The 20,067-nt window shown below is 40.0% G+C and carries 15 protein-coding genes; 9 read left to right on the top strand and 6 right to left on the bottom strand.

Features of this window, described 5'->3' with window-relative positions; translation table 11 throughout:
• Positions 1-88 precede the first annotated feature (88 nt).
• From ACO1QW_RS18070 to ACO1QW_RS18055, 4 genes are all read left to right on the top strand, one after another.
• Complete coding sequence (locus ACO1QW_RS18070; RefSeq protein WP_486260787.1) at positions 89-1,618, top strand: DUF4394 domain-containing protein; 1,530 nt, start codon at positions 89-91, stop codon at positions 1,616-1,618.
• A gap of 153 nt (positions 1,619-1,771) precedes the next feature.
• A complete protein-coding gene (locus ACO1QW_RS18065) occupies positions 1,772-3,706 on the top strand; it encodes a PKD domain-containing protein (protein ID WP_486260786.1) in 1,935 nt (644 codons plus the stop codon).
• A gap of 17 nt (positions 3,707-3,723) precedes the next feature.
• Positions 3,724-6,300, top strand: a complete 2,577-nt coding sequence (locus ACO1QW_RS18060) for a CHAT domain-containing protein (protein ID WP_486260785.1) — start codon at positions 3,724-3,726, stop codon at positions 6,298-6,300.
• A 232-nt stretch (positions 6,301-6,532) separates the two neighbouring features.
• Positions 6,533-7,600, top strand: coding sequence for a hypothetical protein (locus tag ACO1QW_RS18055; RefSeq protein WP_486260784.1), 1,068 nt, complete (start codon positions 6,533-6,535; stop codon positions 7,598-7,600).
• Between the two features lie 69 nt (positions 7,601-7,669).
• On the opposite strand, the gene ACO1QW_RS18050 is transcribed toward ACO1QW_RS18055, so the two are convergent.
• Together ACO1QW_RS18050 and ACO1QW_RS18045 are read right to left on the bottom strand one after the other, a co-directional pair.
• Entirely contained in the window at positions 7,670-8,146 is a 477-nt protein-coding gene (locus ACO1QW_RS18050; protein ID WP_486260783.1) for a hypothetical protein, read from the bottom strand.
• 96 nt (positions 8,147-8,242) lie between these two features.
• Positions 8,243-8,863, bottom strand: coding sequence for a hypothetical protein (locus tag ACO1QW_RS18045; protein ID WP_486260782.1), 621 nt, complete (start codon positions 8,861-8,863; stop codon positions 8,243-8,245).
• A 64-nt stretch (positions 8,864-8,927) separates the two neighbouring features.
• Here ACO1QW_RS18045 and dinB point away from each other — a divergent pair, with 64 nt between their 5' ends.
• Positions 8,928-10,118: a DNA polymerase IV gene (gene dinB, locus ACO1QW_RS18040; RefSeq protein WP_486260805.1), complete on the top strand. Its 1,191-nt coding sequence runs from the start codon at positions 8,928-8,930 to the stop codon at positions 10,116-10,118.
• 105 nt (positions 10,119-10,223) lie between these two features.
• Positions 10,224-10,859, top strand: a complete 636-nt coding sequence (locus tag ACO1QW_RS18035; RefSeq protein ID WP_486260781.1) for a peroxiredoxin — start codon at positions 10,224-10,226, stop codon at positions 10,857-10,859.
• 125 nt (positions 10,860-10,984) lie between these two features.
• On the opposite strand, the gene ACO1QW_RS18030 is transcribed toward ACO1QW_RS18035, so the two are convergent.
• The gene (locus tag ACO1QW_RS18030) at positions 10,985-11,707 is read right to left on the bottom strand and encodes an RluA family pseudouridine synthase (RefSeq protein ID WP_486260780.1); all 723 of its coding nucleotides are present in this window, start codon (positions 11,705-11,707) and stop codon (positions 10,985-10,987) included.
• On the bottom strand, positions 11,697-12,704 hold the full coding sequence (locus tag ACO1QW_RS18025) for a pseudouridine synthase (protein WP_486260779.1): 1,008 nt from the start codon (positions 12,702-12,704) through the stop codon (positions 11,697-11,699). Before ACO1QW_RS18025 ends, ACO1QW_RS18030 begins: the two co-directional genes overlap by 11 nt.
• Before the next feature lie 229 nt (positions 12,705-12,933).
• On the opposite strand from ACO1QW_RS18025, the gene ACO1QW_RS18020 reads away from it, so the two are divergent.
• Complete coding sequence (locus tag ACO1QW_RS18020) at positions 12,934-14,172, top strand: 6-bladed beta-propeller (RefSeq protein WP_486260778.1); 1,239 nt, start codon at positions 12,934-12,936, stop codon at positions 14,170-14,172.
• The gene (locus ACO1QW_RS18015; RefSeq protein WP_486260777.1) at positions 14,169-17,057 is read left to right on the top strand and encodes an outer membrane beta-barrel protein; all 2,889 of its coding nucleotides are present in this window, start codon (positions 14,169-14,171) and stop codon (positions 17,055-17,057) included. Before ACO1QW_RS18020 ends, ACO1QW_RS18015 begins: the two co-directional genes overlap by 4 nt.
• 75 nt (positions 17,058-17,132) lie before the next feature.
• On the opposite strand, the gene rlmN is transcribed toward ACO1QW_RS18015, so the two are convergent.
• Positions 17,133-18,188: a dual-specificity RNA methyltransferase RlmN gene (gene rlmN, locus ACO1QW_RS18010; protein ID WP_486260776.1), complete on the bottom strand. Its 1,056-nt coding sequence runs from the start codon at positions 18,186-18,188 to the stop codon at positions 17,133-17,135.
• A 67-nt stretch (positions 18,189-18,255) separates the two neighbouring features.
• Here rlmN and ACO1QW_RS18005 point away from each other — a divergent pair, with 67 nt between their 5' ends.
• Positions 18,256-19,449: a thiolase family protein gene (locus tag ACO1QW_RS18005; protein ID WP_486260775.1), complete on the top strand. Its 1,194-nt coding sequence runs from the start codon at positions 18,256-18,258 to the stop codon at positions 19,447-19,449.
• A gap of 76 nt (positions 19,450-19,525) precedes the next feature.
• Here the strand turns inward: ACO1QW_RS18005 and ACO1QW_RS18000 are convergent, their stop codons facing one another.
• The gene (locus tag ACO1QW_RS18000; RefSeq protein ID WP_486260774.1) at positions 19,526-20,020 is read right to left on the bottom strand and encodes a hypothetical protein; all 495 of its coding nucleotides are present in this window, start codon (positions 20,018-20,020) and stop codon (positions 19,526-19,528) included.
• Positions 20,021-20,067: the final 47 nt, after the last annotated feature.

The raw sequence follows: 20,067 nt of genomic DNA, 5'->3' as shown, positions 1-20,067 counted from the left end.
GGTTCAGTAATGACCCGGCCTTTTTTTTATGCTTGTAAGAAATCCAATCGTTTGATTGTGTACGTAACTAAGTTCTAAACTTACACGTATGAAGAAGACAACTCACATCGTTGCCCTTGTTGCAATGCTATGCTCTATCTTTTCTGTTAGTTGCAGTAAGGTGAATGATGGCAACCAAAACGGCAAAGGTCCCAAACTGGAATTTTTTGCACTCATCAACAGCAATACATTAGCGAAGTACGACGCTTCAAAGCCAGACAAAATAATTTCAAGAGTGTCGATTACTGGAATGCAATCAGCAGAAACAATGCTGGCCATTGACTTTCGTCCTGCAACGGGTCAATTATACGGTGTAGGCAGCAGCAGCCGTATCTATGTAATTAATACAACAAGTGGTGAGGCAAGAGTAATTGGCTCAGGTTCATTTACACCTGCACTTGCTGGTGACATAGCTGCATTTGATTTTAATCCAACGGTTGATCGTATCCGTTTAATTTCTACCGGCGGGCAAAACCTTCGTTTGAATCCCGAAACTGGAACTGTTGTAGCAAATGACGGAGCCATCAATATTGGCGGAACAATAAATACATCGGTTTCTTCTGCTGCTTATACAGAAAATAAAGCTGGTGCATCAACAACTGTGTTGTTTGATATTGATGTAACAAATGATATTCTATACAAACAAAGCTCACCCAATACCGGTGGCATAGAAGCCGTTGGTAACCTTGGAATCGATCTGTCGGGCACAGGCGAGTTTGATATTGCCGCTTCAGACAATATTGCACTTGCTGTTTACAACAGCGGAAGCACAGCTTCTGTATTTACCGTTGATCTTTCATCAGGTAAAGCAGAAAATGTAGGTATGCTTGGAGGCGCAACAACCGTAAGAGGGATTGCCATTCCAACACATCCTGTTGCTTACGCAGTGCTCAACGGATCAACACTACTCATCCTCAATCCTGACGTCCCTGTTGCTGTAAGTAAAACCATCACGGGAGCTATAAGTGGTGAAACAATTGTTGGCCTTGATTTTCGCCCTGCTAACGGTCAGCTTTATGCGCTTGGCAGCAGTAGCCGGCTTTACACAATCAATGCATCGAGTGGTGCAGCAGTGCAGGTTGGCACAACGGTATTTGCAACATTACTTACCGGGACTGAATTTGGATTTGATTTTAATCCAACGGTTGATCGCATTCGTGTGGTAAGTAATCTTGGTTTAAATCTTCGCCTGCATCCAGTAACTGGCTTAGTGGCTGCTGTTGATCTTGACTTAACAGAAGGTGCAGCGGTAACAGGTGCAGCCTATACAAATAATTTCGCTGGGGCAACAACAACTGTGTTGTTTGATATAGATCCTTCAGTTGATAAATTATATAAACAGGATCCGCCTAATAATGGTACGCTTGTGGCTATTGGAGATCTGGGTTTGAACGCAACAGCTGTTGGTGGTTTTGATATTGCCGGCACAAGTGGTAATGCATGGGCTGTTTTAACCGTCGACGGGAAAACACGTTTACATAAGATCAATTTGAGCAACGGATCAGCTTCTCCTTCACCGGCTAACTTCGAATTTACTGGCGGTGCGATCACTGCATTTACAATCGGTTTAGGATTTTAGAGCTGATGGTGAGTAGTTTTTAGTTAGAGCAGGGCAAAAGCCCTGCTTTTTTCGTTTATGCTGGCGAATTTTCATTGCTTAAGCGGATTCATAAAAAAAAATTACTTTAGGGTAACAAATAACTGCTTGTCTTTATCTACCCTTAACAACTGCATGAAATTTTCAATTGTTTATATCATCCTGTTTCCTTTTTGCGGCAACTTGTTTGCACAAACAGATACCGCTATAGTTGTGAAGCAAAAAGAAAATAAAATTTCGTTTATAGCAAACTTACCTCTACTTACACAAATACCCGGCGCACCCAAACCGTTTTATACTTATTTATGGGATTTTGGTGATGGTCATTTCAGCACCGAAGAAAATCCCGAGCATGTGTATGCAAAAGAAGGCGATTATGAAGCAGTGTTGTATGCAGTCAACAATTATGATGATGGGAAAAAACCCGGGCGCAAACCAAAAAAGGTAGCAGTGAAGCAGGTGAATAAATCTTATCTCGCAGCAGTATCACCATCAGAACAAAACTTCTTTAAAGCAAATGGCGCTTTTGAATTAAAATATAACTGCATGGCCAAGCCCGGCGATACCATGCTGTTGATGGCGGGTTGGAAAAATGATGTGGCAGTGAATGGCAAAGTCTATCTTTTCATCAACGAAAAACAATTCGGACAAAACAGTTTTGATACCGCCGGTTTTCGTTTGTACAACGAAGCAGCATTGATCAACGATAAAAATGCCATTGCATCTGTTCGTTCTTTCGATAATATGTTGTTGACGAGGAGCGGCAGTCCTGCATCGCATTTTAAAGAAGAGAAAAAGTTTACAGGTGTAGAAAGCAAAACTTTTTTGATGAATACCCTGAAAAGTTACAGCAATGTATTTGCAGTAGATATTAAACAGGCAACCACCGATGCACAGTTTATGTTCACCAACCTGTACGTTACACCAGGTATGATCAAGGATACAAATGCAACCATTGTTATTACCGGTTTGTTTGTGCCTGATACCGGCGGCGTGTACATGCATCAGTTGAATATTCCTATTGTTACATCGCATGATCCCAACAAGATGAATTTAAAACAGGGACGGATGAATTACCGTACGCTCAAGAAAAGTAAATCGCTCAGTTATAAGATCCGTTTCCAGAACGATGGTGAAGGGCCTGCACGAAAAATAAAACTGGCCATCACGCTTCCTTCGGCCATGGATCCGCAAACAATCACTATAAAAGATATGTCGCCTTATTGTTTGCCTTGCGACAGTGTGCCGAACCGCACAGGTTGTTGGGAACTTATCAACACCAAAGACAGTGCTGCTTTCATCTTCAACGGCATTTATTTGCCAGGCACCAATCAAAAGGGCGTAAATGATAAAGACAGCACCAAAGGTTTTGTTGAGTTTGATGTAAAAACAAAAAAGAAATTGGATAATCTTCCTTTCAAAGGACAAACAGCTATTTACTTTGATAAGAACGTACCGGTGATCACCAATTTTGCAACTGGAAAATTCAAACCGGCGTTATCGCCCATTGTTATGGCCGGTTATGAAATGAATCTTGGTACGAATGGTTTAAGCGATGGCGTAAATGTGGGTGTAGGTATAGCAAGGCTTGCTCCATACAAACCTTATTTTCAATTCGAACTGTTTGGTAAGTATTATCAAACAACCACAGCACAACAAACATTTCAAACACAGGGTGTAGTGGTTATCGATGGAAAGAATTATGATTATCGTGGTTACAGGCAGCAATTAAAATCGAGCATTACACGTATTGGTTTGGTGCCATTGCATCTGCGTTATAATTTCAACGATCTGTTGTCGGCGGGAGCCGGTGTTCGTGTAGATGCAGATTTTGGAGGTTCTATTGATACAAGCCGCACATATCAGTTGAACAATTTTAACGGGCAGGTTAACTTTCCTTACGGACTCAAAAAAACAAATTCGATCAAATCATTTTCCGATGCACAGTTTCTTCCTTTTATTGATGCTCAGTTTGGAAAGGTTCGTCTTGGTCCGCAAATAGGAACTCGTTTTTATTATGGCGGAACAAACAGATCTTATCTCTATTTTTATGCATCCTGGCGACTGTAAATCACTCATATCAATCATTGCTTCGTCGTTTGCTGCCGTTCAGCAGCATTGCATTCCTGTTTTTGTTTTTTTCGGGTGATGATGAGCCACAGCAAAGAGCAAAATGGAATGAAGTATATCGACCGAAAGATCAGTTGCAGGCGTACCTCGAAATGCTGTACGATCTAACCGATGAGCAACCGTTCTATCTTTCAAACAAAGCTGATTCGTTAACAAAAACGTTGTGGCGACAACCGAAAACAGAAGAAGAACAAATTGCTTATCTCGATTTTGTACTCAACATCGCTTATCATTTATTACAGCAGGGACAAATACAGGCCAGCACACGTTGGTATGAAAAAGGATTGAAGTATCAGCAGCAACAAAAGCTTGTGTACGAAGCAGAAGAGTTTATCATTAAACCACTCGGCAACAACTATGTTCGTTTAGGCGATTACGATAAAGCAATTGCCTTGCAGCAAACGGCTATTGAGCAGGCGACAGCAAGTAATAAAAACAACTTACTACCATCGCTATACAGCAATCTTGCCATAACTTATTACTGGCTGGGCGATTATACTGCAACGCAAACAAGCTGCAACAAAGGCTTGCAGTTTATCAATGAACGGATTTCATCAACCTGTCTGTTGTACAATGTAAAAGCTGATGCATTTTATGGAGCAAAGCAAAATGATAGTGCTGTATTCTATAATCAAAAAGCATTGCAGTTTTTTCGTTCGGCCGATGCAGTTGATGCAGATGCATCGTGGATGGTGAGCGCTTTGCTGCTTTCATCCAAACTGCTCAGCGGCAAACAGCGATGGCAACAGGCTTTACAAAAATTGCAGAATGCAGAAAAGATACTGGAGCAAACATACCCCGACAGTCGCCAGCGGGATAAAGCCAAACTGAAAGTGGAAAAAGGAAATTTGTTTTTGGAGTTACAACTAATAGATAGCAGCAAACAAAACTTTTTGCAAGGCTTACAATACTTCGCTATCGATGCATCCGGCTTTTTTCCAGATAACACGGTTACAGGTTTATATGCAGGTCTTGCAAAAACACTTGAATCAAAGCAACCCGACAGCAGTTTGTATTATCACCGCATGGCTGTTGCCAACGATTATTATTGCAACCAGTTGATCAGTTCATCGGTAAACAGTTTGCAAAACAGTACAAATGATGTACAGGTAACGGAGCAGGCGTTGTTTTTTTACAAACATCAGTATCAGCAAACTAAAAAAGCATTTCTGCTGGAAGAACTGTTGTGGCTTGTTGAATTATCGAAAGGAAGAAAACTGTTGAACGAACAAAGTCGCAGCAAACAATGGCAAGCTGACAGCAGTATGCAGCAACAGCAACAACGCTTTGCAGAGTTGCGCAACGATTACCTGTTGCTCGCAGAAACAAATGATGCGGAAAGAAAAGCACAGATCAGCGAACGGATCCGTTTGCAGGAGTTGAATCTTGGTTTGCAAGAAAACCGTTTTGCCCAACTGTTACATCAACCTTCTTTTACAGCATTCCAAAAAAAGCTGAAAGAAGTAACATCAAAAAATCACTTCGTCAGTTATGTGTTTTTGAAAGACAGTTTGCTGATGATCAGTTGTAATGAATCCTTGCAACTTAATACAGTTGATGCTGTTTCAATACAGCTGCAAACTGATTCGCTGCTGAAAAATTATTTCACATCCGGTTCTTCAGCTTATAACAATAACCCGGCTGCATATTTTAAATCATCTCATCAACTATACAAACAGTTGATGCAGGTCACAGGTAACAAGCCTTTGATTATTTCTGCAGATGTCACACTTCATCAACTTCCTTTTGAAGCATTGAGTATTGACGGTAAAGAACATTTCCTGGCCGAATCAACATCGTTGAGTTATGTGTATTCATTTCTGCAGTATGTGCAGGAAATAAAGCCGCAGGTAAACAAGCTGCCGCTTACAGTTTATAAATTCAGCAAAGAACATTTAAAGTTTCCTGCATTACCCAATTCAAAGGAAGAAGAAAAGTTGTTGCACAAGCATTATAAAACAACTTCCAAAGAAGCAACTGAAACAACCGAACAGGAATTTGTTCAATCACTGCAATCCAATTCCATTCTTCATATTGCATCGCATGCAGTGGCCGATGGCAGCGGTCAACCTTATCTTGTACTGCAACAAAAATTTTATCTCGGACAGTTGCAATACATCACAACTGCATCTCCTTTGATCATCTTAACTGCCTGCGAAACTGCAGCAGGTAAATTGCAGCAAAACGAAGGTGTTGCAAGCATCGGTCGTTCGTTCATCAGCAAAGCAGTAAAGGCTGTTGTTGCAAGTCGTTGGGTAGTGGATGATGCTGTAGCTCCGTTACTTGTTCAATCTTTTTATCAATCATTGCAAGAGCAACATTCTCCTGTTATAGCATTGTACGATGCAAGAAAACAATACCTGCAGCAAACAACCAGCCTTGCGCAAAAGAATCCACTGTTGTGGGGTGGGTTCAGTTATATTGGTACCGATCAGCAATTGCAATTGCAAACTTCTTCGTTTAATTGGTATTGGTTGTTGCTTTTAGCACTTCTGCCAATTGGGTTTTATTTCTTCCGAAAGTTCAGGCATTAATTTTTTATCACAAAGCACACGGAGAGTTGCACAAAGCGCACAAGGTTTAGTGTTCTCTGTGCATTCTTCGTGCCCTTTGTGCTCCCTCTCCAAAAAAAATATCCTCACCAAGCATTCTTAAAATCAACCACTTAGCAATTTTTTAAAAATTTCTTTCCCAAACAGGGTAACAATCTTTTACTGCTGCGGATATACTTCCAAACAACAAACAAAAACAATTAAACTTCTTATTATGAAACAGTCAATCATTTCAACCGTAGCAATTGCAGCAGCCATCACTTTTACTGCTTGTAAAAAAGACAAGGGAACCGTTGTGTACCCGCATGTTCTTGAAGGAAAAGTACAAACTTTCTTCGATGCGAATGCACCAAAGTATGAGGCGTTCACAATCGATGCAACAACAGGTGGCAACCTAATCACTAGCAAAGGCACAAAGATCAATTTCCCTGTCAATGCATTTAAAAAATCAAACGGACAAATTGTAACAGGTAGTGTTACTGTTCAGGTAAAGGATATGTACCAGGCAGCTGATATGTTATTGGCAAACCGACCAACAGAAGCTGGTGGACAAATGCTGATCTCTTATGGTGAGATGACCGTAAAAGCAAACCAAGGTGCAGACGAATTGCAATTGAATGCTCCTGCACAGGTGGTAGTGCCCGCTGCACCAAAAGCAGGTGCTAACGGTCAACAAATTCGTGAAATACCAATGTGGCGTGGTGATAGTGCGGTAACGTATACCATCAATGGTAACGATCATGAAAATATTCCGGTAACACTTTCGCAAACAGGTTATGTGCCACGTGGTGTAAACTGGGTACAGAATGGAAACTTCGCATTGAACAATAACAACGGTACATCCAGTTTTAATCTTGATAGTCTTGGTGTATGGCGCAACTGTGACGCATTAATGGGTGATCCTCGTCCGAAAACAACAGTGCTTGGTTATTTCAGTAACCAATGGAATTCAGCAACAAGCACCAACTATATGGGTGGCGAACCAAGCATGCTTTTCTTTAAAGTGAAACAACAGAACACATTGGTGAAATTGTATAACAAAATTATAAACGCACCCGTTGGTAAAGAAGGATTATTAAGTTACCAGAACAGCTTCCCGATTGGTATTGAAGGTACATTCCTTGCCATCACTTTTAAAGACAATAAAATTTATGCAGAGATGCAGGATGTAACGGTAGGAGCGCCTGCAAGTGGTAAAACATATTATGGTGTAACCTTTAACCTCACCGAAGTAACCGAGGCCCAATTGCTTTCCCTGATTCAACAATTGAATACCAAGTAAGGACCGTTGTTCATCCGTCGAAAACATCTGTACTATGAAACAAATCCCGGCCAATGTGCCGGGATTGTTTTATTTAAAATCGCTTTGAATAAAATCAGCCAGGAGTTTCATGCGGAAATAAAGATTGCTGATCATTAGCTGCACATTGTTCTTTACTTCAGCAACGGAGCCATTGCTCATTTTCTTTAATGTTTTCAGCTCCACAATTTTTTCATCAATCTTGTCAACAATACGTTCTGCATTCCAGCCAATATATCGTTTGTTACGATCATCGTACACGTGATAGGGTTCAATAGCACCAGCTTTTAATTTTTTGAATGCGAAGTTTTGTTTGATGGCTTCCTGTATGGCGTCGTTGCTGAGGAGATCAATAATTTTATCGGATGATACCTCGTTCAAAAATCCATTTTTAAATACATTGAGGTTATTGCGAAGTTCCATGAGCACCTGTTTCTTGAGTACGTCACTGGTTTTGCTTTGTTTGTGCAAAAAGGAAATAAGGTTATCTAAAGGTGCAATGCCGCTTTTAAGCCAATCGAGGTTCATGAAATAAAATTAGTAGTTCATATCCGAATTGCAAACCATATGAAAATGAAAAAGCCGTTCAGTGAACGGCTCTTAATTATAGACAGGAAAAATCTATTATTGCTTTTGCAAAATAACTGTAACTGAGGTGTTTATTTTTTCGATGATTTTTACACCGTTGTCGATAGTTGAATCGGCATAGGTTTCTATTACAAATAATGAAAGTTTTGTTCCTTCCAGCTTATACTTAAGGCCACCCGGAGCCGAACTCATGCCTCCCAACATATTTTGGTTTAGGTACATCGAATCTGCCCCCACAAGTTTGTACACACTTGAGCCACTGGTGGGTGCAATAATTCCACTGAGAGGTGCTATTGTTTCTGATTGAAGTATATCGTTTTCATATTCTTTAGAAGTAATGGGGGATTGATAATCATAACCCACACCTTGGGCCGTAATTGTGTTTGCAGAAAAAATATAAGAACCTTTGGGATTAGATGATGACAGGTTGGCAACTGTTTCAATACGCAGTTCCATGCTGGCATCTCTATAAATCTGAACTGTGGAATCTTTTCCCGTTAACGAAACAAATTTCCACGTGCCTTGAATACCCGAACCTCCCGAACCTCCGGTACCAGGCGTGCCAGTTCCCCCGGTATCAATGGATTTTTCTTTTGTACACGATGTGAAAAAAAACAAGGTGAGGGTGAGCACTGCAACGGATTTCAGGATTTTCATACATTATAATTTGTGCAATACTACTCAATTTTTTCAATGTTGTACCTTGCCGGTTTATAACCGTGTGAATTTGGCGCATAAACGCATTATAGCTCATTTCGACCTTGATACATTCTTTGTATCGGTGGAACGTTTGAATGATCCTTCACTCGTTGGCAAACCTGTAATTGTGGGAGGCACAAGAGAAAGAGGAGTAGTAAGCACATGCAGTTACGAAACACGTGCATTTGGAGTACATAGCGGTATGCCCATGGCGCAGGCAATGAAGCTTTGTCCGCATGCGATTGTTATGCAGGGAACACGTGGCGATTACAGCCGTTACTCAAGATGGGTGACGGATATCATCGCAGCAAAAGCACCGTTGTTTCAAAAAGCATCAATTGATGAGTTTTATATTGATCTCACAGGCATGGATCGGTTTTTTGATCCGGTACAATGGACGGTTGATCTGCGGCAGGAAATTATTGAAGCGACGCAGTTGCCCATTTCATTTGCCATGGCATCAAACAAACTGGTTGCAAAAATTGGAACTGATTTAGCAAAGCCCAACAATTATATTGTAGTTGAATATGGTAAGGAAAAAGAATTTCTTGCTCCTTTAAGAGTAAACAGAATTCCGGGTATTGGCGAGAAAGCTTATCACACATTGCTCGACCTTGGCATTGAAACTATCGGTGATCTGCAAAATGTAAACCCGGTGATGCTTGAGCAACAACTGGGCAAACATGGAAGAGACCTATGGCTTCGTTCGCAAGGCATCAGCAATAGTGAAGTAAATGCTTATCATGAATCAAAATCTATTTCAAGCGAAAACACTTTTCATGAAAACAGGAATGATATCGAATTTCTTGAAGCAGAGATCGTTCGCTTAACAGAAAAAATTGCTCATGAGTTACGACAGGATAATAAAATGGCTGGATGTGTTTCAATAAAGATCCGTTACCCAAATTTTGATACGCAGCAACGGCAAGCTTCTATCCCTTATACATTTTATGACGATGAGTTGATCTATAATGCAAAGCAGTTGTTTCACCAGTTGTATAAAAAAGGGCAACCAGTACGTTTGCTTGGTGTGAAATTAAGTGAGTTAACAGATGAGGCCTCACAAACCAACCTCTTCCAGGATGTACAGAAAAAAAATGAACTGTACAAAGCCATTGATAATGTAAAGGAACGTTTTGGCAAAGCCCTTCTCACAAAAGGTCGCAATGCCAAACGAAAAGAAGAAGACAATGAGTTGCCCGATATTTCCTAACTGATGTTCGTGGGGCAAATATTTTGACTAAAGTCTATCTATTAAGTAGGGATATGCTATATTTGCCTTCTCAAATTCTATTGTTCACTTTTTTAATTTTGTTTTATGAGTTTACGTTTAGGTGATGTGGCACCAAATTTCCAGGCAAAAACAAGCATTGGTGATATTGATTTTTATGAATACTTAGGTGATGGTTGGGGAGTGTTGTTTTCGCATCCTGCAGATTACACGCCTGTATGCACAACTGAGCTTGGTAAAACAGCCCTGTTAAAAAATGAGTTTGAAAAACGTAATGTAAAAGTGCTGGCATTAAGTGTTGATGGTTTAGATCGTCACAAAGGCTGGATTAATGACATTAATGAAACACAAAATACAAGTGTTGAGTTCCCCATTATTGCTGATGAAGACAGGAAAGTGGCTAACCTGTTTGACATGATTCATCCCAATGCATCAGAAACATTTACCGTGCGTTCATTGTTTATCATTGGTCCTGATAAAAAAGTAAAACTTTTTATTACTTACCCGGCTTCAACGGGTCGTAATTTTCATGAAGTATTGCGTGTGATCGATTCATTGCAGTTAACTGCTAATTATAGTGTGGCTACACCGGCAGATTGGAAAGAAGGAGAAGATGTAATTGTGGTTCCTGCTGTAAGTACTGAAGCAGCTATTGAGAAATTTCCTAAAGGTGTAAAAGTGATTAAGCCTTATTTACGTTATACTCCTCAACCAAATAAATAAGTTATACTATCTGGTTATGCAAAGCCCCCGATAAGCGGGGGCTTTTTTATTTTGGTATAAACTCAAGTGCGGTAACGATTGAGGTTGTTTTGAATTTTCCTGAAGCGATAGCTAATAGCAGCAGCTTACTTAATCCATTTTTCAAACTGTTGCAATAAAGCACGCAGGTCTTTTGAAAGCGGTGCTTCCAATTCTACTTCTTTATCATCTACATCTGCAAACTTCAATTTCCATGCATGTAATGCAAGACGGTTAAGTAATGGTCGCTCTTCCTCTTCCGACTTTGCAAGCTTAAACTTTTTTCTTTTCATTGATGAGAGAAGAACAGGTGTGGCGGTACCATAAACATCATCGCATACAATAGGATGACCAATATGTTTCATGTGCACACGAATCTGGTGCGTACGTCCTGTATGTATCTGGAATTGCATCCAGGAATAAAGTCCATGCTCTTCCAGCACTTTATAATCAGTTAACGAAGCTCTGCCTTTTGCATGCGTAATATAGGTGGCATTTTTGGCGGGATGTTCCATAATTGCGGCATCAACACTTCCTTCCTTATTGGCTAGTGTGCCGTGTACAAGACCGAGATAAAATTTTTCTACTGTGCGGTCTTCAAATTGTTTTGATAGCAGCTTATGTGTTTCTTCATCTTTTGCAAACACAATTAAACCACTTGTGAATTTATCCAAACGATGTACGATCCACACTTTGCCATACTTTTCATTCAGCCAATCTTTCAACGACGGTTCACTCTGTTTACGATCTGGAATGGATAATAATCCGGATGGTTTGTTAAGTGCGATCCAGTGATCCGTTTCGGCAATAATTTCCAGTTTATTCTTCATCTCTGTTCTTGCCTTTTGTTTCTTCTTTCTTTTTTACAAACGATTTATTGAGGAACTTCAGGAGACGTACTTCTTTTTCGTTGAGATAACGCCATTTGCCACGGTCAACATTTTTCTTAGTTAGGTTTGCAAACAATACACGATCCAATCCTTTCACATCATAACCCAGCGATTCAAACATACGACGTACAATGCGATTGCGACCACTGTGAATTTCTATACCAACTATCTTTTTATTTTTAGGATCAGCATAACCCAAGGCATCGGGTGCAATAAAACCATCTTCAAGCGTTACACCATTCAATAGTTTTTCAAAATCTTTTTTCTCTAAAGGTTTATCGAGTGTAACCTCGTAAACTTTCTTCACCTGGAAACTTGGATGCGATAATTTTTGTGTGAGTTCACCATCATTGGTTAACAAAAGAACACCGGTTGTATTTCTATCTAAACGTCCAACGGGGTAAATACGATTTGTTGAAACTCCTCTCATCAAATCCATTATCGTTCTTCTTCCCTGCGGATCTTCTGACGTAGTGATATAATCTTTCGGTTTGTTGAGCAGAATATACACTAGTTCTTTTTGAATGCTGATCTTTTTGCCGTTTACTTTCACTTCGTCCTTATCCGTTACTTTATGTCCGGGCTCGGTAATCACTTTGCCGTTCACCAACACAGTGCCAGTCTTAATTACTTCCGCCGCTTCCCTGCGGCTGCAAACGCCACAATGAGCCAGGTATTTATTCAATGGCATTTCACCATCGTTCGATTCACGTTTAAATGTAATTGGCTGAGCAGGAGTTTGTGCCTTTGCAACATAAGCCTCGGTTTTTTTGCCGGGTTTTGTTGACTGTGGTCTTAAACTTCTTTCTTCTGCTTTCTTTTTGGCGAAGTATTCGTTCTTTTCGGCTCTTGCCTGTTTTTTTTCCTGGCGGAATTCTTCTTTCTTCTGAGCGTTTGTTTTCTGGCTTTGAAAATTGCCGAAACTCTTTTTTGTCATGCGGTTTGTATTTGCTGTTTTGCAACAGGATGAGGGGCAAAGTTAACTGAAATGCTTTGAAGAGAAATGTTCTACGCAATATTAATATCGATCGTTAGTCAAATTTTTCATCTACTTCCATTTATTCAGACTAACAGATTACACAACCGTTCATCCAATCATTGGCTCATACTTAACATTTCGAAATTTATTTTGCAAGGATTTTTTAAACAAAACGTCAAACTGATCTATGAGAAATTTTTTCGTTCCCCTTCTCTTATTGTTAACCTATGCTGTCGGAGCCCAGGCTCCTCAAACACTCTATTTTGATCCGGCCTCAACCATTGGAGCACCAGCATCAAGAATTTTTGAAAGCATTACTTATGTACCACTCGAGACAACCAGGCAAAGTACGTTTGGACAAATAAGTCGTTTAGTTGTAACTCCTCAATATTTTATCATTTTCGATTATGATACACAAGGGTTGTATTTTTTCGATAAGTCAGGAAAGTTTATTAAGAAATACAAGGATGAAAAGTATCAGTTAGGCAGTATGCAGTTCATGGAAAAAGACAATGCGCTTTATTTGCTGCAAGCCAATAAAAACTTTAAACCAACACAGGAGTTTATCGATGAATTGGTACGCAATCCTTTTTCTAAGAACAGTAGAAAATATGCAAGGGCTGTGCTTTACGATTTGACCGATATTCAGAAGGAACAGATCAAGGAAGTACCCGATTTTACTATTTATATGGCCAACCCTTATTACTTTTCAAAGGAATGGCTGTATAGCATTGTGTTGGAAGATAAAGACGCAAAGGATTCTGTTGACTATGAACTGAAAATATCCGACGGCAATAAAACACTGCGTTCTTATTTTCCCTACCCAAAAAGAAATTCATCTTATTTAGCAGATCCGGGTAATATCGAATTCTTTCCGGCAAACAACGCAAAGTCGGTATACTTTACACGTCCTTATAATTACTCGATCTACCAGTACACATCCGATAGCATTACGACGCTCTATAATTTTGTACTGCCATTTGAAAATACAGTACCGAAAACTTTTTTCTCGAAGCAATTCAGCTCACGTAATGAGTTAAGAGAATACCGGCAAACAAATGCAGGTTATGTATGGAAAATAAATGGCCTGGTACCTTTTAACAACCTGCTGTTTTTTTCACTTGATTATCAAAAACGTGACCGTCGTTTCATTTTTGATAAAAGCACAAACCGTTTTTACAACGTTAACAGAATTACACCCGACAGTAGCAATGCCTGGTTGCCCATCATGGGATGGAATGTTCAATACTACGACAACGCAGCTTTGTATAGCAGCATCTCTTCCGATGCGATGTTCCGTTCAAAAGAAACAGAACAACACAGGAACCCCGTGTATTCCCCTGAATTGAAATCATATTTCGACAAAAGCAAATCATCATCAAACCCTGTTATCATCATCCTGAAACCACTTACAAAAACCAAATGAAATTAATTACCATCTTACTGTTTCTGCTTCCCTGTATTGTGTTCTCACAAGAAAAAAAGGAAGGACCGATAGGCAGCATCACAGGTACTGTAAAAGATTCTGCAAACGATTATGGCCTTGAATCTGTAACTGTACTTGTTTATAAAAAAAGTGACTCTACGTTACTGAACTATCAACTTACAAATGTTTCCGGTGAATTTAATTTTCAGCAGATGCCGCTCAATGTGCCATTGCTGATCAGTCTTACATCATCCGGCTACAAATCGTTTTCAAAAATCGTTAAGCTCGACAGTACTAATTCATCTTACAGCTTTGGAAACATTCAGCTCGGCACCAATTTTAAAAGCCTTGGTGAAGTGGTAATTGAAGCTGTATTGCCTATTCGTATGAATGGCGACACATTGGAAATAAACCCTGCTGCGTTTAAATTAGATTCAAATGCAGTGGTGGAAGATATGTTGCGTAAAGTTCCCGGCGTTACACTTTGGGGCGATGGTACTGTAACAGTAAATGGAAAGAAAGTAACTAATGTATATGTTGATGGTAAACCATTCTTTGGCAATGATCCTGCTATTGCAACACAAAACCTGCCGAAGAATGCGATCGATAAAATACAAGTGTACACTGAAGAAGACCGCAGCAAAACTCCGGCTGAAAGAACAGCATCTGATTCTTTGCTCACGATGAATATTAAACTGAAGGCTGATAAGAAAAATGGCTATTTTGGTAAAGGAGGCGCTGGTATTGGAACCGATCAGCGTTTTGAAGGCGACCTTGGTTTGCAGGCTTACAATAAAAAAACAAGATTTGGTTTAGGTGCCGCTATCAACAACATTAATAAAGGTGTTGAAGATCTACAATCATTATTAGGCGAAACAACATTCCGCAGTTTTAATCCACGCAACAGGTATGTAGCTAACTTCGGAGGACAGGGTATTAATAAAATATATTTTGTTGGCGCAAATCTTCAGCACAGCTTTATTGAAACAACGAACAACCAACGAACAAATGAGTTGTCAATTGATTTGACAGCTCGTGGCAACGTAAACAATGTAAGCTCGATTTCAAACGGTACATCTACTACCGGTGCCGGTGCATTATATACGTCTTCAACACGCAATTCAACACAGGATAACGATACAAAGTCAATTGGGGTAAATTATAATAAACGTGACAGGGATAAAGATCTCGGCTTTCGTATTTCAGCAAGTGAAACAAAAGGCTTAGGCAATTCCTCATCAACGTCAAAAACTGAAAGGGATAGCGTGGGTGTTGTAAGTGAAAATGTTGAGTCCTCGCAATCGCAAACCACCAACCGAAACATCAACTTAAGTGGAAATTTTCAGAATAAGGATAGTGATGAACGTAACCTGAAAAGTTTTTCATTGAGGGTTAATTCAGGTTATAGCGAAAATCACAATTTGCGAAACACGCTTACAGATTTTGACTCGTATGAAAATCCGGCACGCAACACGTCGCTGAATCGCCTTTACAATTCCAACTCGACCAATTTGAATGGCGGCGTCAACTTTACCTACAATGCATTGAAGCGTTTGTTGTTTGGCAGTAATAATCTCTGGAACGTTAACATCAGGCTTACGAACAATTTCCAGGTGAGTAAATCAAACGTTACTTATAATGTAAGCGATTTTGATTCTACAGGCAAAGTGTATGTGATCAATAATAAGATCACGAACCTGCATGAAAACACCCGTACAAGTGAAGAACCGGCTTTGAACTTGTCGAAAGCGTTTACTAAGAATCTTTCTAACCGTTTTTATCGTTCTGTTACATTCACAACAAATCTTGGTGGTCAGTTTTTATGGGAAAAGGATCGTTCTAACTTCAGCAACAGAAATCTGACAAGAGATTTTGCATTCTTTACACCAAACTCAAACATTGCTTATTACTATCAAAAAACAAATGGCTACAACATTAACTTTAATGTGAACCACTCTAAAAATTATTCTATTCCGGGGCTTGATCAATTGTATCCTATTATTGATAGCACAAACCGATACTATTTCAACTACGGAGGAGCATTTTTGAAACCTTCAGCAACTAACAGCTTTGGTTTCAATTTCAATTACAACAGGGGTAATAATCGAAATAAAAAAGCCGATATTAATTTCAATCTGAATGGTAATATCGGACGTGTGAAAAATGCAATTGCCGACAGCAGCAATATTTACAATGATGGTAGTCGTGACGTTTATCTTATTAATATTGACGGAAGAAAAACATGGAGCTTATTTGGTAACGTTAATACATCTATCAAGCTGAAAAAAAATGTGCTGCAGTTCACTTACAGCGGATCAGTATTCAACAGCCAGTCGCCTAACTACATCGATCAGATATTTTCAATTTCACGTACGCAAAACTTCAACAATTCACTGCGTGTTTATTTTGCTATAGCAGATATCATTAACTTCTCTTTGTCACAAGGTGTAAATATGAGCAACAGCAAACAGACAGGTGGCAAACTTCAGTCGTTTAATAATAAGAACTATGTAACATCTGCAAGTATGAATCTTCAATATCCGAAAGATTTCACACTCAGCAGCACGCTTAACTATGTAAAGAACGTGGCAAGCAAACAAACATCTCTGCTTTGGAATGCTTACGTCAGTCACCGTTTTATGAAGACTAAACAAATTGAAGCGAAGTTTTCTGCCATGGATATCCTGCGCCAAAACAGGAACATCTTCATCAGTTCCGGAAGCAATGGTATTAATACAACTGTTACAAACGGGCTTGAACAATTTTATATGTTAACCATTTCATATTTCCCACGCAAGTTTGGTGTAGGGCAAGGTGGTGGTGGTCGTCGGGGCCCCGGTGGAGGTAATGGTCCGGGTACCAGGATGGGCGGCAGGCAACAATAAAGACTTGTTACATGCATAAATAAAAAGCGGCTATGCAATTATTGCATGGCCGCTTTTTTATTACGTCAAATCCATTTAGTTAATTCCTTCTTTATTTGCTAATTGACCGCAAGCTGCATCAATATCTTTACCACGGCTTCTTCTTAGCCGGGCATTTACTTTATGTTTTTCAAGGTAGGCCATGAATTTGTTTGTTACATCTTCATCGGGCTTTTGAAATTTCGCTAAGTCGATAGGATTGTATTCAATGATATTAATAAGATCAGCAGGCACCTGACGATATAATTTAATCAGCTCATCAGCATCCTGCAAACTGTCATTGAAATCTTTGAACAGGATGTATTCAAACGTTATTTCATTCCCCGTTTTCTTATAAAAATGATTCAATGCATCGGTCAACGATTTAATATTGTTCGTATCGTTGATCGGCATGATCTCATGACGCTTCTCATCTGTTGCTGCATGAAGGGAGAGGGCTAATTTAAATCGCACTTCATCATCACCTAACTGCCTGATCTGTTTTGCAACTCCCGCAGTTGAAACAGTAATACGCCTGGGGCTCATTCCTAATCCATCAGGCGAAGTGATGCGTTCAATTGCTTTCAACACATTTTTGTAATTGAGCAAGGGTTCACCCATACCCATGAAAACAATATTGGTAAGTTTCTTTTCGTAAACACGTTCACTTTGTTGATTGATTAACACCACTTCATCGTAGATCTCATCATAGTTGAGGTTACGTTTACGATCAATATAACCGGTGGCGCAAAATTTACAACTGAGCGAACAGCCGATCTGCGATGACACACAGGCTGTCTTGCGTTCATCAGTTGGGATCAGCACACCTTCTACCAAATGTCCTTCATGTGTGCGGAATCTAGACTTTACCGTTCCATCAGCAGAATACTGCGTGGCATCCACAGCCAGTGCCGGAAGTGTAAATTTTTCACCTAATTTTTGACGGAGTTCTTTGCTCAGGTTGGTCATGTCGGCAAAACTGTGGGCGTGTTTTTGCCAAAGCCATTCATACACCTGTCTTGCCCTGAATTTCTTTTCGCCAATGCTTTCGAAGTAATCAGTGATTTCTTCAAGACTTAAGTGGCGGATATTTCGCTCGTTCGCTACTTGCATAGCGGCAAAGGTACAAAGCAAAAGCGGATTGAATTGAGTTCTTTACATTTGGCTTTTATAATTAGCTATGAACCCAGTTTACATTATCGATTGCATCCGCACGCCCATTGGCAAATACGGGGGCGCATTGGCAAGCGTTCGGCCCGATGATCTGCTTGCTCATGTTATTAAAGCATTAATTCACCGCAATGCATCTATCGATATAAATGCAATTGAAGAAGTGATTGCAGGTGCCGCCAATCAAAGTGGTGAAGATAATCGCAATGTGGCACGTATGGCAGCATTGCTTGCAGGTTTGCCCGTAACAGTTGCAGGTAATACGGTGAACAGGTTATGTGCAAGTGGTTTGCAGGCGATCATGGATAGCGCAAGAGCAATTGCGAATGGCGATGCTGAGTTGATGATCGCATGTGGAGTTGAAAGTATGAGTCGTGCACCATTTGTAATGCCGAAGCAAAGTGACGCATTTGGCCGTAAAACTGAATTGTACGACACCACACTTGGCTGGCGTTTTTTGAATTCACGTCTGTCGGAGTTATATCATCCATACAGCATGGGTGAAACTGCAGAGAATGTTGCAAGGCAATGGAATATTTCACGCCATGCGCAGGATGAATTTGCATTTGAAAGCCAGGCAAAATATGCCGCTGCAAAAGCTGAAGGGAAATGGGCTGATGAAATTATTCCAGTTGAAGCTTTACAGGGAAAGCAAGTAATCGTAGTTCAGAATGATGAGCATCCAAGAGAAACAAGCGTTGAGCAGCTGGCTAAATTAAAACCTGCATTTGCAAGCGATGGTACTGTTACTGCCGGTAATTCAAGTGGTATCAATGATGGTGCAGCGGCAATGTTATTAGCAAGCGAAGATGCGGTAACTAAATATAGCCTGAAGCCTATTGCAAAAATAAAATCGATGGCGGTTGCAGGCGTTGATCCTTCCATTATGGGCATTGGCCCGGTACCTGCAACGCAGAAAGCATTGCAACGTGCAGGCTTAACTGTTGCTGATGTTGATCTTGTTGAATTGAATGAAGCATTTGCTTCGCAAAGCATTGCCTGCATTCATGATCTTGGTTTGGATATACAAAAGGTGAATGTAAATGGTGGTGCAATTGCCATTGGTCATCCTTTGGGTTGCAGTGGTGTACGCATTTCCACAACTTTACTACACGAAATGAAAAGAAGAAAAAATAAATATGGATTAGCAACAATGTGTGTAGGAGTGGGGCAAGGTGCAGCTGTTATATATGAAATGATCTGAAAACGTTGATGACCTCTATAAAGTAAAAAGCTGTTACGAAGATGAATCGTAACAGCTTTTTTGTTGAAAGAAATTTTTATTGATTTACCTGGGGCGATAGCATCGTCCAGCTTTTTGTTCCGAGAAAATATGGCTTACCGTTCTCACTGTATTTTATCAGTAAAGGATAATTGCGATAACGTGATGGTGAACTGATTTTTTCTGTTGCAGCATCGGCTGTAAACACAATTTGCATAACGGTATGTGTTGTTTCCGGCACCAGTGTTTCCACATCAGCATTGTTTCCAAGCTTGAGCGATTTTTCAATGGTAACCGGCGACTTAACTTCTTCGGTTTTAAACGTTGTTCTACGTCCATCCATCCATACCTCATCAACCGTTATACTTCTGCCATTTTTTACCAGCAGGTAAACGAATAGTTGCAGTTTCGCTTTTCTTTTTTCTTCCGAAGAAAAATTTGCACCGCCGCTCACTTTTTGCTGGTAAGCATACAATTTGGCAACAGGATATGTTCCTGTTTGTGTAAAGGATGTGCAGCAAATAAAAACCAAGCCTGTTAAAAATGTTTTCATATTACATATTTAGCTGTGGATGCTTTCCCAAACTACATTACACAAGC

The sequence above is a fragment of the Lacibacter sp. genome (assembly GCF_057361365.1).
The sequence above is the reverse complement of the archived record's forward strand: the minus strand, read 5'-3'. Positions and strand labels throughout refer to the sequence as shown.

What these genes read in the sequence shown, in the direction of transcription:
- ACO1QW_RS18070 (WP_486260787.1), top strand. Translation starts at nt 89, where the DNA reads ATGAAGAAGACAACTCACATCGTTGCCCTTGTTGCAATGCTATGCTCT.
- ACO1QW_RS18065 (WP_486260786.1), top strand. Translation starts at nt 1,772, where the DNA reads ATGAAATTTTCAATTGTTTATATCATCCTGTTTCCTTTTTGCGGCAAC.
- ACO1QW_RS18055 (WP_486260784.1), top strand. Translation starts at nt 6,533, where the DNA reads ATGAAACAGTCAATCATTTCAACCGTAGCAATTGCAGCAGCCATCACT.
- ACO1QW_RS18050 (WP_486260783.1), bottom strand. Translation starts at nt 8,146, where the DNA reads ATGAACCTCGATTGGCTTAAAAGCGGCATTGCACCTTTAGATAACCTT.
- ACO1QW_RS18045 (WP_486260782.1), bottom strand. Translation starts at nt 8,863, where the DNA reads ATGAAAATCCTGAAATCCGTTGCAGTGCTCACCCTCACCTTGTTTTTT.
- ACO1QW_RS18035 (WP_486260781.1), top strand. Translation starts at nt 10,224, where the DNA reads ATGAGTTTACGTTTAGGTGATGTGGCACCAAATTTCCAGGCAAAAACA.
- ACO1QW_RS18030 (WP_486260780.1), bottom strand. Translation starts at nt 11,707, where the DNA reads ATGAAGAATAAACTGGAAATTATTGCCGAAACGGATCACTGGATCGCA.
- ACO1QW_RS18025 (WP_486260779.1), bottom strand. Translation starts at nt 12,704, where the DNA reads ATGACAAAAAAGAGTTTCGGCAATTTTCAAAGCCAGAAAACAAACGCT.
- ACO1QW_RS18020 (WP_486260778.1), top strand. Translation starts at nt 12,934, where the DNA reads ATGAGAAATTTTTTCGTTCCCCTTCTCTTATTGTTAACCTATGCTGTC.
- ACO1QW_RS18015 (WP_486260777.1), top strand. Translation starts at nt 14,169, where the DNA reads ATGAAATTAATTACCATCTTACTGTTTCTGCTTCCCTGTATTGTGTTC.
- rlmN (WP_486260776.1), bottom strand. Translation starts at nt 18,188, where the DNA reads ATGCAAGTAGCGAACGAGCGAAATATCCGCCACTTAAGTCTTGAAGAA.
- ACO1QW_RS18005 (WP_486260775.1), top strand. Translation starts at nt 18,256, where the DNA reads ATGAACCCAGTTTACATTATCGATTGCATCCGCACGCCCATTGGCAAA.
- ACO1QW_RS18000 (WP_486260774.1), bottom strand. Translation starts at nt 20,020, where the DNA reads ATGAAAACATTTTTAACAGGCTTGGTTTTTATTTGCTGCACATCCTTT.